The 12,255-nt window shown below is 71.8% G+C and carries 11 protein-coding genes; 4 read left to right on the top strand and 7 right to left on the bottom strand.

The genetic code is table 11. The annotated features are described in order from the left end of the window. Positions 1–46: 46 nt before the first annotated feature. Both AWW66_RS03720 and AWW66_RS03715 read right to left on the bottom strand, forming a co-directional pair. Positions 47–823, bottom strand: a complete 777-nt coding sequence (locus AWW66_RS03720; RefSeq protein WP_281179555.1) for a helix-turn-helix transcriptional regulator — start codon at positions 821–823, stop codon at positions 47–49. Positions 824–1,286: 463 nt separating this feature from the next. Further along, positions 1,287–2,336 carry a carboxymuconolactone decarboxylase family protein gene (locus tag AWW66_RS03715; protein ID WP_067359878.1) on the bottom strand — a complete coding sequence of 350 codons (1,050 nt, stop codon included), beginning with the start codon at positions 2,334–2,336 and terminating at the stop codon, positions 1,287–1,289. 325 nt (positions 2,337–2,661) lie between these two features. Between AWW66_RS03715 and AWW66_RS03710 the strand changes: the two genes are divergently transcribed. Together AWW66_RS03710 and AWW66_RS03705 are read left to right on the top strand one after the other, a co-directional pair. Continuing rightward, complete coding sequence (locus AWW66_RS03710) at positions 2,662–3,258, top strand: carboxymuconolactone decarboxylase family protein (RefSeq protein ID WP_067359876.1); 597 nt, start codon at positions 2,662–2,664, stop codon at positions 3,256–3,258. A 25-nt stretch (positions 3,259–3,283) separates the two neighbouring features. After that, positions 3,284–4,159, top strand: a complete 876-nt coding sequence (locus tag AWW66_RS03705; RefSeq protein WP_067359875.1) for an SDR family NAD(P)-dependent oxidoreductase — start codon at positions 3,284–3,286, stop codon at positions 4,157–4,159. An 82-nt stretch (positions 4,160–4,241) separates the two neighbouring features. On the opposite strand, the gene AWW66_RS03700 is transcribed toward AWW66_RS03705, so the two are convergent. From AWW66_RS03700 to AWW66_RS03690, 3 genes are all read right to left on the bottom strand, one after another. After that, a complete protein-coding gene (locus AWW66_RS03700; protein WP_067359874.1) occupies positions 4,242–4,847 on the bottom strand; it encodes a copper resistance CopC family protein in 606 nt (201 codons plus the stop codon). Continuing rightward, positions 4,837–5,427, bottom strand: coding sequence for a hypothetical protein (locus AWW66_RS03695; protein ID WP_067359873.1), 591 nt, complete (start codon positions 5,425–5,427; stop codon positions 4,837–4,839). Before AWW66_RS03695 ends, AWW66_RS03700 begins: the two co-directional genes overlap by 11 nt. A 199-nt stretch (positions 5,428–5,626) precedes the next feature. Beyond that, on the bottom strand, positions 5,627–6,970 hold the full coding sequence (locus AWW66_RS03690; RefSeq protein WP_067359872.1) for a carotenoid oxygenase family protein: 1,344 nt from the start codon (positions 6,968–6,970) through the stop codon (positions 5,627–5,629). Between the two features lie 96 nt (positions 6,971–7,066). On the opposite strand from AWW66_RS03690, the gene AWW66_RS03685 reads away from it, so the two are divergent. Both AWW66_RS03685 and AWW66_RS03680 read left to right on the top strand, forming a co-directional pair. Beyond that, complete coding sequence (locus AWW66_RS03685) at positions 7,067–7,717, top strand: TetR-like C-terminal domain-containing protein (protein ID WP_067359871.1); 651 nt, start codon at positions 7,067–7,069, stop codon at positions 7,715–7,717. Between the two features lie 213 nt (positions 7,718–7,930). Beyond that, positions 7,931–9,475 (top strand): GMC family oxidoreductase, encoded by a 1,545-nt coding sequence (locus tag AWW66_RS03680; protein ID WP_067359870.1) that lies wholly within the window; start codon positions 7,931–7,933, stop codon positions 9,473–9,475. A gap of 218 nt (positions 9,476–9,693) precedes the next feature. Here the strand turns inward: AWW66_RS03680 and AWW66_RS03675 are convergent, their stop codons facing one another. Both AWW66_RS03675 and AWW66_RS03670 read right to left on the bottom strand, forming a co-directional pair. Continuing rightward, a complete protein-coding gene (locus AWW66_RS03675) occupies positions 9,694–10,275 on the bottom strand; it encodes a pyridoxamine 5'-phosphate oxidase family protein (RefSeq protein WP_245647877.1) in 582 nt (193 codons plus the stop codon). A 366-nt stretch (positions 10,276–10,641) separates the two neighbouring features. Next, positions 10,642–12,105: an MFS transporter gene (locus AWW66_RS03670; RefSeq protein WP_067359868.1), complete on the bottom strand. Its 1,464-nt coding sequence runs from the start codon at positions 12,103–12,105 to the stop codon at positions 10,642–10,644. Positions 12,106–12,255 lie beyond the last annotated feature (150 nt).

The following is a 12,255-nucleotide window of genomic DNA, read 5'->3' as shown; positions in this document are numbered from 1 at the left end:
CGGCGGCCCCGCTCCACCGGCCCGCTGCCCGCCCCGGCCGGGCGGGTCACTTGGCGTTGTGCAGCACCCGGCCCGACCGGACGCTCCGCCGTTCCTGGCGGCCGAAGCCCCGCCGCGTCCCGGTCTCGGGCGCGTGGTTGTCGAGTTCCGGGAGGGCGATGAGGATGGGCAGGTCGAAGACGCCGGTGGGGTGCAGGTCCAGGTGCACGGTGAGGTCCGCGCCGGCGGTCACGGTGAGCGCGTCGTGGGCGCCGACGGCCACCGGACGCCGCATGGAGGGCTTGGCGGCGACGTCGTCCAGGGCGATCGCGGCGGCCCGCAGGTACCACTCCCCCTCGGGGACGTCGCGCAGCAGGTAGTCGCCGGACTCCTCCAGGATGTCGCAGGAGGCCGGCAGGCCCTGCACGATGGGGCTGTCGAAGACCCCGACGTAGATCTTGACCGGCACGTCGACCGGGGGCAGGACGATCTTCCCGCCGATGGTGGCCCGGCGGCGGGGGCCGGCCGTACGGGTCCGGGACAGGTGGGGGATGCCGTGCTCGGCGAGCCATCGGTAGCGGGCCGGGGAGATGCCGACGCTGCGGGTGAACCGGCTGATGAAGGTGCCCAGGCTGTTGTACCCGACCGCGTAGGCGATGTCGGTCACGCTCATGTCCGTCTCCAGCAGCAGGTTCTTGGCCTTGTAGAGCCGGATGGCGGTCAGGAACCGGCCGGGCGAAGTGCCGGTCTTGGACCGGAACAGCCGAGAGAAGTAAAACCGGCTGAGAAACGCGGAATCAGCCATAGCGTCGAGTGAAAGTGGTTCGTGGTAACGGTCCCACATGATCGAGATAGCCCGTTCGACGGCATTGTGCATGGCGAATCAACTCCGTTCGTGAGCACGCCAGACAGTTACCGGACCGACCGTCGAGCACACCGCGCTCGCGTGCCGGCGGCACCCGGCCGCAGGACACATCGCCCTGCGGCCGGCAGCACATCGCCCACCCTGGACCGCTACGACATCATCGACGACACGTAACGGGACAGGTGTTCGATCCACCCGGGTCACAGTTGAGGAAATTGCCAGTTCACCGAAGGTTTGGGGCCGGGGGGAGGAGGGCCGATGATGTGAACGCCACGCTAACTGTCTGTGCACTTAGCGGCCTTGGCACGACCATGACAATACCATGCACGGAGATCAATACACATGGAAAGTTTGTTCTTGTTACCCGCGACGACGCACCGTTAACTGAGCACGACAACAATTATCCGAATTGTTCGGCGAAATACACGCTGTCCGGACATAATCAGTCCGGGGTCGGGAGCAGGGCGCCCAGCCACCGCGCCGCGGCCATGGCCGCCCAGGAGCAGAGCTCGACCAGGCCGCGGTCGTCCGCGCCGGCGCTCCGGCAGGCCTGGATCACCCCGGCGTCCACCTGGTACGAGGCGAAGGCGACCAGCAGGGCCAACCGCCCGGCGGGCCGGTGCTGCTCGGACAGCCCCGAGACCAGCCCCTCCACCCACGCCCGGCTGATCCCCCGCGGACCACCGCGCCAGCCCACCATGTTGACCAGGACCAGGTCCCGCACCGGCTCGGGGACCGACCGCTGACCGGCCGCCTCGATCACCGCGCAGGCCCGGCCGAAGGCCTGGGCCACCGTCGGGTTGCCCGCCGCCCAGGGCAGGTCCGGCGGGAGGGGGGCGTCCGGGAGCAGGTCCAGCGACCGTCCCGGCGGGTGCGGGTGGCGCGCGGCGCCCACCATGGCCCCGCCCAGCACCCGCAGCACCACGGGCAGCATGAACTCCGGCACCCCCGGCGGCAGCGGCACGTCCCGCAGGAAGACGTTGACCACCCGGTTCAGGTAGTGCAGCAGCACCGCCGTGCCGACCAGTTCGGGCCCCTGGGCGGCGGCGAACGGCGCGGCCGACGGCGCCCCGCCGTCGGTCGGCATCGCCCACGCCACGATCCGCTCCAGCTCCTCCTCGCCGCCGGCCCCCCGGTCGGCGGCGCCGGGACCGGCGGGGCCGAGCAGGCCCAACGCGTTGTTGTGGATCGTCGCGCAGTAGGGGCAGGCGTTACCCAGCGAGACGGCGGTGGCCACCGACTCCTTGGCCGCCCGGGGCGCCGCCCCCGGCACGACCAGGGTCTCCCGCAGCAGCATCCACGCCGCCGCCAGCACCTCCGGCGCCTGGGCGTGCAGGGCGACCGGCGGCGCCAGCACCCCGAAGTCGGTCTCCATCTGCCCGTAGACCCTGGCCACCAGGCCGTCCGCCCGGCCACGTTGCACGGGGGAGACGTGTCGGATCTGGGTCAGTCCCAGCGCGCCCAGCACCGGTCGCAGAACACTTGCCGGCATCACGTACCTCATCCATCTTGGCGAATTGAACACAGGTTATCGGCGAAAAGTGCCGTGAGCTAGTAATAAGTACGGTCGAAGCGTTACGAGGGTTCCGCCGGGCAGCGATTACCCAGTAGGCAATCTGGGAGAGTACATCGACCGCTGCGGCGTGTCATCATGAGCCAGCGGAATCGTTTTCCGGCAACTGTCACCGGTGCCTCCGCATCCCCCGTCGCCCCGTCGGAGTTCGCTGCGGCCACCGACGACAGCCAGATTGGCTTCGACGCCGGTCATGCTGTCGCACCGCTGGCCCGACATCGCCCGAGCAACCAGGAGAAGGCTCATGCAATCGACGAAACAGCCGGGAATCAGGGTTCCCCTGATCGACGAGGAGCAGGCCGAGGGTCGCACCGCCGAGCTCTACGAGGAAATCAAGGCGGTCACCGGTCTGCCATTCGTCCCCGACATGTTCCGGCTCACCTCCACCAATCCGCGGTTGCTCGCGGTGGTGGTGGCCGGATACGGGGGCATCTTCGGGGGCGACACCCTGCCCCGGGAGCTCAAGGAGCTGATCTCCGCCTGGACGTCCAAACTCAACGGTTGCCCGTACTGCGTGGGCACGCACAGTTGGTTCCTCAGCCAGTTCGGCGGCAGCGACGACCTGCTGGAGGCGGTCGCCACCGCGTCCACCGCCGAGGAACTGCCGGTGGACGAGCGCACCATGCCGCTGATGCAGTTGGTGACGAAGGTGAGCACCGGCTCGTACAAGATCACCGATGCGGACTGGGAGCGGGCCACCGAGGCCGGCTGGAGCGACGCGGAGCTGCTGGAGGCCGTCTTCTGCGCCTGTCTGTTCGCGTTCATCAACCGCCTGGTCGACGCCACCGGGCTGGGCTCCTCCGTCGACCGCAGCCGCATCGCGCGGCTGGCCGACGAGTGACACCCGGCCGGGAAGGGAAGCCATCATGACCCAGTCACGCGCCATCCTGCTCACCGGCGCCTCCTCCGGCACCGGCCTCTCCTCGGGCTCCGGCAAGGCGACCGCGCTGCGCCTGCACCGGGCGGGGTGGCCGGTCTACGCCACCGGGCGCAACCTGGCCGCCCTGTCCGACCTGGCCGACGAGGGCATCACGGTGCTCCACCTCGACGTCACCGACGAGGAGTCGATGGCGGCGGCCGTCAAGCGGGTCACCGAGGACCACGGGGCGGTCGGCACCCTGATCAACAACGCCGCCTACAGCCTGAACGGCACCATCGGCGAGACCCCGATGGACGAGGTACGCGCCCAGTTCGAGACGAACGTGTTCGGCCTGAGCCGGCTCACCCAGATGGTCCTGCCCGGGATGCGGGAGCAGGGCGCCGGCCGGGTGATCATCATGTCGTCGATCTTCGGCATGTTCGCCACCCCCGGCCGGGGCTACTACCAGGCCACCAAGCACGCCCTGGAGGCGATCGGCGACTCCCTGCGCCTGGAGGTGTCCCGGTTCGGCATCAAGGTGGTGGTGATCCAGCCCGCGCCCATCCTCGGCGGTTTCGTCCCGGACAGCGTCTCGGACCTGGGCATGGACTCGCACGACAACCCCGCCCTGTACCGGGACTTCTGGGAGTACTTCGTCGACTGGCACCAGGCGTACCGGCTCAGCGACAACCCGCCCCTGCGCGGCAAGATCGCGGTACGGGCCGAACACGTCGCCAAGGTCCTGGAGAAGGCGGTCACCACCCCCAACCCCCGCATCCGCTACCGGCTCGGCATGCCGCCCCGGGTGCTGCCGAAGATGCGGGCGATCATCGGTGAACGCGGGTGGGAGAAGTTCGTCCGTTCGTTCTTCCCCATTCCCTGACCACGCACGCCAGCGGCGCCGACGAATGTCGTCGGCGCCGCTCGTCGTCGCCCCCGCTGCCCGCACGTCGTGCCACCCCCGTCTACAGCCCTGGGTCGGCGGCGCGCAGCGACATGGGCCGCCGACCGTTGCGGGGGCGCAGCCACAGCAGGGCGAGCACCACCACCAGCACCGCCCCGTCAACGACCAGCAGGAACGCGCTGAACCCGTCGACGGTGTGGCCGTGCGTGCGCACCGCGTCCGTACTGGCCTGCCGGGCGGCGGCGTCCAGCGGGGCCGGCGCGCGCCCGGTGCCCACGCTGAACCGGTGCGCGCCGGTGGCGGTGCCGCCGTCGACGAAGGTCACGTGGTAGGCGACCGTGTAGTCCCCGGCGGCGTCGATCCGCACCGGCAGCCGCAGGCCGGCCCCGCCCGAGGGACGCGCCGGCTCCTCGACGATCCGCGCGCCGGCGGCGTCGAGCACCGCCACGTGCGAGTCCGTCTCATCGACCTCCGCCCCGAAGGTCAGGGCCACCTCGGCCGGCGCGGCGGTGAGCGTCGCCCCGGCCGGCGGGTCGGCCGCCACCAGGTCGCCCTGCGCCCGGGCCGGGCCGGGCGTGAGGACGAGGGCGACCAGCCCGGCAGCCACCGCGGCGGCCAACGCCGTCCGCCGGTGGCCGCCGGGCCGGGGGCTCAGTTCACGCACCATGGAGCGCGAGGGGCCGGCTGTCGGCGTGCCTGCCGGTGCAGTTGCACGACATCAGCTCCTGCTCCCGGCGGTTGGGGCGCAGGTGCAGGTACATCGCGATGACCATCGGCACGAAGACGACCGAGTTGTAGAACAGGTGCAGCTCCACCCGGGGCAGGACGAGCTGGAGCAGGCTGGTCGGCACCGCCTGGCCGAAGAAGACGACGCCGGCCTGCGCCTGCCACAGCAGCAGGAAGTGCTCGATGTGGTGCCAGAACTGGATGGCCAGCGCCACCGTCCACCAGGTCTTCGCCCGGCCGACGAAGCCCCGGCGCAGCAGGAACAGGAACGCCAGCATCACGATCGCGTACCCGTAGTGCAGCCATTCCGAGGAGACCAGCCAGGGGTAGAACTGGCCGAGTACGCCCCGGGCCTGCGGTCGGGCCAGGCCCAGCGCCCAGATCTGGTAGGCCTGCACCAGGTGCTCGGCCCAGTGGGCGACGGTGACCAGCAGGAAACCGTTCAGGGCCGCCCTGTGGTGCGGCCCGTTGAGCCACGTGAGCAGCCCGCCGGGGCGGGCGGCGGTGAGGGATTGCGACATGTCTGGCACCTTCCGTGAGGACGCGGGACGAGCACGCCGGGAGGCCGCGGGAGAGACAGTCAGCGGCTTGCCGCGAAGCTAGCCAACCGCGGCATTCCAGAGTTCCTTGAAATTGCCGAGTTGCCGTCGGTTTTCCGGCAGCGGTCGGCCCGCCACTGTGGATGGGCCCCGAGCGGGTGTCCGGGTGGTCGGCGACGGGTCAGGCCGGGATCCAGTTGGCGTGGAAGCCGCTGGGAATCCGGGCGGGCAGGTGCACCACGGCGACCGGCGGGCCGGCCACGTCGCCGGCGTCGAGGACCACCAGGCTGCTGCGGTCGGTACGGCCGTCATGGACGTAGGTGAGCAGCCAGCCGTCGTCCTCGGCGGCGAGCGGCCCCCGGGGCACGAAGACCGCCTCCCCCGCCTCCCGGTGCGGGCCGAAGTCGTGCACCGTCACCTCGCGACGGACCAGGTCGTGGCGCAGCAACGCCGAGCCGCCCAGCACCCCCGCCCCGGACTGCATGGCCACCGTGTAGGCGTACCGGTGGGCCATGGTGGTGCGGCGCTCGTCGATGCGGGGGAACTCCTGCGGGATGTCGTCGAGCTGCTCGGCGGCGACGGTGCCCCGGGTCAGGTCCAGGGTCCAGCGCCACAGGGTCGGGGCGCTCTCCCCCGGGCTGTGCAGGTCCCGGTCGAAGACCCGGTCGTAGCGGATCACGTCGACCACGCACCGGTCGTCGACCTCGTAGGCGTTGACCGGGTGGAAGACGTAGCAGGGGTCCACCTCGAACCAGCGCACGTCCCCCGGGGCCCGGCGGGGCAGCAGCCCCAGCCGGGCCGGCCGCCCGGCCGACCAGGCGTACGGGAAGCGGGAGCCGGCCCGGGCCAGCCTCGGGTCGAAGACCACCGGCAGGTCGAACAGGACCGAGTGCCGGTCGGTCAGCGCGAGCGAGTGCATCAGCGGCGGGCCGGTGACCTCGATCCGGTCGCAGCGGCGTACCCGCCCCTCGGGGCTGATCACGAGGTGCTCGACGTAGGGCAGCTCGTGGTAGTAGGCGACGGCGAACAGCTCGCCGGTGACCGGGTCGCACTGGGCGTGGGCGGCGAAGCCGTGCGGCAGCGTGCCGTCGAAGTCGACCCGGGCCACCGAGTCCAGGTGGGCGTCCAGCTCGACGGGGAGCACCCCGGCCTCCCCGAGGGCGAGGAGTCGACCGCCGTGCCGGATGAGGTTGCCGCCCGCGTTGTCGGAGAGCCCGTGGCGGGGGCCGGGCAGCGGCAGCTCCCCCAGGGCACGGGCGACCCGGTCGGTGCGGATCCACCGGTTGCGGTACCACAGCGCCCGGCCCGCGCGCAGCCGCACCCCGTGCGCCATGCCGTCGCCGACCAGGGAGTGGGCCGGGCGGGCGCCGCCCAGCGGGTTGGGCCCGACGCGGACGAAGCAGCCGTCCAGCTCGGCCGGCAGCCGTCCGGTGACCGTCAGGTCCAGCTCGGTCGACTCGGCGGCGACGGGGCGGCGGTTGTCGTAGCGGGGCGGGGTCGCAAGGGCACGGGCGGCGACGCTCATCGGGTCCTCCACCGGGATGTCGCGGATCTTTACGTATCGCAGTTACGTAACACCGTTACTTAAAGAACCGTACGCCCGGCGTGAGAACATGTCAACGTGAGCCCGCGCCGCATCGACCCGACGTTGGCGACCGCCCTGCTGGAAGCCGCCGCCCGGCTGCTGGCCGAGGAGGGCGCCGCCGGCCTGACCACCCGCCGCCTCGCGGCGGCCGTGGGTGCCTCGACCACGGCCGTCTACACGCACTTCGGCGGCATGGACAACCTGGTGCGGGCGATGGTGCACGAGGGCTTCGCCCGGCTGCACCGGCGGATGTCGACCGTGCGGGCCACCACCGACCCGGTCGCCGACATGATGGCCCTGGGGTACGCCTACCGGGCCAACGCCCTCGACCACCCCCCGCTCTACCAGGTGATGTTCGGCAGCGCGGCGCTCGGCGGGTTCGCCCTGGCCGACGGCGACCGGCAGCACGGCCGGTACACCCTCCAGCCGCTGGTCGACGCGGTGGCCCGGGCCACCGCCCAGGGCCGGTTCCGCACCGGCGACCCGCTGCTGGTCGCCCAGAACATGTGGATCGCCCTGCACGGGCTGGTCAGCCTCGAACTGGGTGGCTACCTGATCGAGCCGTACGACCCGGACGTCTGCTTCGAGGCGCAGCTGCGGTCCCTCATGGTCGGCGCCGGCGACGACCCCGACCAGGCGGCGGCCTCGTACGCGCGGGCCCGACGGCGCCGGTCGCCGCGCGCCTGACCCCTCCCCACCGCCGGCCGCCGGGCGGGCCGTCGCCCTCGGCGCGGCGGCGCCCGGGGCCGGTCGCGGTCGGTGAGCAACGGCGGAGAAGTAACAGGCGTAGCCCAATGTGATGCTCGTGTCGGGTCCCGAGCACGCTGCACTGGAAGCGCATCCACTCCTGCGAGTCACGCCACAGGATTGCCCCCTTCCCCAACGTATCGAAGGATGTCGATGATGCCTGGAATCGATTATCTGGTGGTCGGGTCCGGTTCCGCCGGTGCCGCGCTGGCCGGCCGGCTGAGCGAGGACCCCCACCGCCGGGTACTGCTGCTGGAGGCCGGCCCCGACTTCGCCACCGTCGCCGAGACCCCGCCCGACCTGACCGACGGCAGCGCCATGTCGATGGACCTGCACGACTGGCACTTCAAGGCCGAGATCACCGACCGCCGCCGGATCATCTACCCGCGCGGCAAGGTCACCGGGGGCTCCTCCGCCGTCGGCGCCACCATCGCCCTGCGCGGCAACCCGGAGAACTTCGACGAGTGGGCCGCCATGGGCAACCCCGCCTGGGCCTGGGACGAGGTGCTGCCGTTCTACAAGCGCCTGGAGGACGACCTCGACTTCGACGACGAGTTCCACGGCCGGGGCGGGCCCATCCCGATCCGCCGCTGGAAGGCCGACGAGGTCGCCCCGGTGCAGCAGGTGTTCCAGGAGGCCTGCCTCAAGGCCGGCTACGCCGAGGTCGCCGACCACAACCACCCGGAGGCCACCGGCGTGGGGCCGATCCCCTCGAACCGCCGCGACCCGCGGACCCGGTGGTCCAGCGCGATGGGGTACCTGCACCCCGCCCGGGACCGGGAGAACCTGGAGATCCGCTCCGGCGTCCAGGTCAACCGGGTGGTGTTCCGGGGCACCCGGGCGACCGGGGTCGAGATCGCCAAGCCCGGTGGCGGTACCGAGGTGATCGAGGCCGACCAGGTCATCCTGGCCGCCGGAGCGGTCAACTCCCCGGCGATCCTGCTGCGCTCGGGCATCGGGCCCGCCGCCGACCTGCGCCGGCTGCGCATCGACGTGCTGCTGGACCGCCCCGGGGTGGGCGCCGACCTGATCGACCACCCCCGCACCGGCGCCTTCATGGTGCCCCAGCCGGGGTCGTTCAACACCGAGGACGCCTTCCTCCAGACGATCCTGCGCACCACCGCGCCGGGCTCCACGGAGTTCAACGACCTGCAGTACTACATGATCAACCACTTCGACCTGACGCTCTTCCCCGAGTTGCAGATGCTGGCCGCGGCGAAGGTGATCTTCGGGGTGATGGTGGTGCACCAGCGGCCGGAGTCGCGGGGCCGGCTCACCCTCACCTCGGCCGACCCCACCGCCCCGCCGGACGTGGTGCTGAACTTCCTCGACACCGAGAAGGACGTGCAGACCCTGGTGGACGCGGTCCGCACCTGCTGGCAGCTCATGCAGACGGCCGGCATCCACGACACGGGCCAGCGGTTCGTCGTGCTCGGCGAGGAGATGGTCGCCGACGACGAACTGATGCGCCACTACGTCCGGCTCAGCCTCGACAGCGGCTACCACCCGGTCGGTACCGCCCGGATGGGCACCGCGGACGACGAGGGCGCGGTGGTCGACGAGCGGCTGCGGGTGCACGGCACCGAGGGGCTGTACGTCTGCGACGCCTCGGTGATGCCCTCGATCGTCAACTGCAACACCAACCTCACCTCCACGATGATCGGTGAGCGGCTCGCCGACTGGCTCCGCCGGTCCTGACCGCCCGCCCCCGGATCCGGGCGTCCCGTGGTGCTGAACCCCACGGGGCGCCCGTCCTGCTGTCCCGCCCCGACCGCCGGGGCCGCCCGCCGACCGCCAGGGCGGCGGGGACGCCGACACGCGGTGCCCGCGACGCCCGCATCCGGGCCGGTCGTGGGCACCGCGTGTCAGGCCGGCGGGCCGGGACACGCCGGGTGGCCCGGCGTGCCCCGGCGCGGTCAGCCGACCGGGCTCGGGGTGTTCCCGCCCGCCCCGTGCGCGGGGGCGTTGATCTCGACCGGGGGCGGGAACCGGGTGATGAAGTCGCAGAGCGTGACGTGGGTCGGCACGATCGTCACCACCGCCATGTCCGTCGTGTGGGCCCGCTTGGCGCGTTCCCACTCCACCATGGCGTCGTCCCCGATCATCCGGCGGGAGGCCGCCACGTGCTCCTCGGGGAGCCCCTGGCGCACCTCGATCGAGGCGGTGCCACGGACCAGCATGATCAGCGGGGTGTAGGCGGGGGCCGGTACGCCGAGCAGCGCCGCCGCCTTCTCGCGCGGCCCGGCCGCCATCGTGTCGACGGTGAAGGACACCTGCGGGTGCGCCGCGATGGCCCGGACCTTGTACGCGGTCGTCGGGCTGGCGAAGACGAACGCCGAGCCGTTCCACACGTACGAGACCGGTACCGAGCGCGGGTGGCCGTCCAGCCCCACGTACCCGAGCCGCATCAGGACCGGTGCCGCCACCAGCGTCTGCGCCACCGGGTCGGTGTTCATCAGGTGCACGATCTCCGGGTAGTCCACAACTGCCCCTTCCACCAGCGGAGCGACGACGATGGATACCGGCACCCGCTCCGTCGCGTGCCACCCTCGACAGCGGCCGTGTCCGTCCCGCGTCACCAGGTCGCCGGATCCCTACCCGCCCAGTCTCGCAACGCGCGGGAGGCGGCCCTTCTCCCGTCGTGCCCAACCCGGCGGGCACCGGCACCCGGCCCCCGGCCGGGTCGGCCGTCCCGCCGCGTGCCTCCCGTCCCGGCCGGCAACCCGCAGACACGGCGAGGCCCCCGGCCGGGCACCGTCGTCGTCGACGACAGCGGCCGGCCGGGGACCTCGTTCCCGCAGGGCTCCGCCGGGTGGGGGTGACCCGGGCCGGTCACCCGACCTGGAGCCCGGCGCGGGTGGCCGTCAGGCGGGGTTCTCGCTCACGTTGCGTTGCACGACGACCGGGGCCGCGGGGGTCGCCCCGGCGGCCGGCGTCGCCTCCTGCTGCCGACCGGCCGGGGAGCCGGCGACGCCGCCCCGGTCGCGCAGGCCGAACCAGATCAGGGCCACCGACACCAGGATCACCACGACCTGCACCTGCATGGCGAAGTGCACGCCGTCGAGCAGGTCGGTGCGGGCGGCCACCAGCGCCCCGAAGATCGGGATGCCGATGGTGACCGCGATCTGCTGGGACAGGGTGGCCAGACCGGTGGCCAGGCCCTGCTGCGAGTCGTCCAGGTGGGAGGTCACCGTGACCGTGTACGCGACGACGGAGGTGACGTGCCCGAAGTACATCAGGAACAGCGAGGGCACGATGATCATCAGGCCGGTGCTGGCCGTGGTGCCGGCGAGCAGCAGCGGTGCGGTGGTCAGCCCCTGCACCAGCAGGCCGATCGCGAGCACGTTGCGGTACCCGTAGCGCCCGATCATGCGGCCGGCGATGACCCCGGCGATGACCGCCACCAGACCCGGCACACCGAACACCAGGCCGGTGGTGAAGGGCGCGAGCTGGATCACGTCCTGCATGTAGAGGGTGAGGCCGAAGTTGACCCCGCTGGCCATCACGAAGGTGACGATGCCGGCGTAGTTGCCCCACTTGATGTTGGGCCGGTTGAGCAGGGTCAGCGACACCAGCGGCGCCTTGGCCCTCAGCTCGACGAACCAGAAGGCCGCGATGAACAGCGCGCCGACGACGAAGGCGGGCCAGCTCTGCATGCTGACGCCATAGACCAGGGCCAGCAGACCCGCGGTGACGGTGACCGCCCCTGGCACGTCCAGCTTGACGCCGGCCGGGCGGACGCTCTCCTTGATGACCATCGGGGTGAAGATCAGGATGGCCACCGCGACCGGCACGTTGATCCAGAAGGCCCAGCGCCAGTCCAGGACGCTGACCAGGCCACCGCCGACCAGCGCGCCGACGGTGAAGCCACCGGAGAGCAGGGCCCCGTTGAGGCCGAGCACCCGGGCGCGGGCCCGCTCGTCGGAGACGGTGGTGATCAGCAGGGCCATCGCCGCCGGGATGGCGATCGCGTTGGCGAAGCCCTGGAGGACGCGGGCGCCGAGCAGCATCGCGGCGTTGGTCGCGAAGCCGCCGAGCAGGGAGGCCACGGTCAGCAGGGCGATACCGACGAGGAACAGCCGCCGGCGGCCGAACAGGTCGGCGACCCGGCCGAACAGCAGCGTGAAACCGGCCGCCGGCAGCGCGTACGCGCTGGCGACCCAGGGCAGGTCGGCCAGGCTCAGGCCGACGCCCTCGCCCATCCGGGGCAGTGCCACATTGAGAATGGAAAAGTCGACCGACAGCATGAACTGCGCGCCGAGCAGCACGAACAAGGCGAGCTTCTGTGCGGAGCTGAGCTGCTCCGACGTGCTCTTAATCTCCGCCATGGTGCCAAACAGTAGGCATCGACGGGCGCGGTACCCATCTCCTTGCCGTGCCTACCACTGGTAGTGACACCCTGCGCACCGGGAGCGCGGAATCCCTTTCCACGCTACCCGGTTCCGCCACACTTCGAGCGTGCCCTGTTCACCGAATGG

Origin of the sequence: Micromonospora rosaria, assembly GCF_001567585.1 — a bacterium.
Lineage (GTDB): Bacteria > Actinomycetota > Actinomycetes > Mycobacteriales > Micromonosporaceae > Micromonospora > Micromonospora rosaria.
The sequence above is the reverse complement of the archived record's forward strand: the minus strand, read 5'-3'. Positions and strand labels throughout refer to the sequence as shown.

Excerpts from the sequence above, each read along its gene's own strand:
- AWW66_RS03720 (WP_281179555.1), bottom strand. The coding sequence starts at position 823 with ATGTGGGACCGTTACCACGAACCACTTTCACTCGACGCTATGGCTGAT.
- AWW66_RS03715 (WP_067359878.1), bottom strand. The coding sequence starts at position 2,336 with ATGCCGGCAAGTGTTCTGCGACCGGTGCTGGGCGCGCTGGGACTGACC.
- AWW66_RS03710 (WP_067359876.1), top strand. The coding sequence starts at position 2,662 with ATGCAATCGACGAAACAGCCGGGAATCAGGGTTCCCCTGATCGACGAG.
- AWW66_RS03705 (WP_067359875.1), top strand. The coding sequence starts at position 3,284 with ATGACCCAGTCACGCGCCATCCTGCTCACCGGCGCCTCCTCCGGCACC.
- AWW66_RS03700 (WP_067359874.1), bottom strand. The coding sequence starts at position 4,847 with ATGGTGCGTGAACTGAGCCCCCGGCCCGGCGGCCACCGGCGGACGGCG.
- AWW66_RS03695 (WP_067359873.1), bottom strand. The coding sequence starts at position 5,427 with ATGTCGCAATCCCTCACCGCCGCCCGCCCCGGCGGGCTGCTCACGTGG.
- AWW66_RS03690 (WP_067359872.1), bottom strand. The coding sequence starts at position 6,970 with ATGAGCGTCGCCGCCCGTGCCCTTGCGACCCCGCCCCGCTACGACAAC.
- AWW66_RS03680 (WP_067359870.1), top strand. The coding sequence starts at position 7,931 with ATGATGCCTGGAATCGATTATCTGGTGGTCGGGTCCGGTTCCGCCGGT.
- AWW66_RS03670 (WP_067359868.1), bottom strand. The coding sequence starts at position 12,105 with ATGGCGGAGATTAAGAGCACGTCGGAGCAGCTCAGCTCCGCACAGAAG.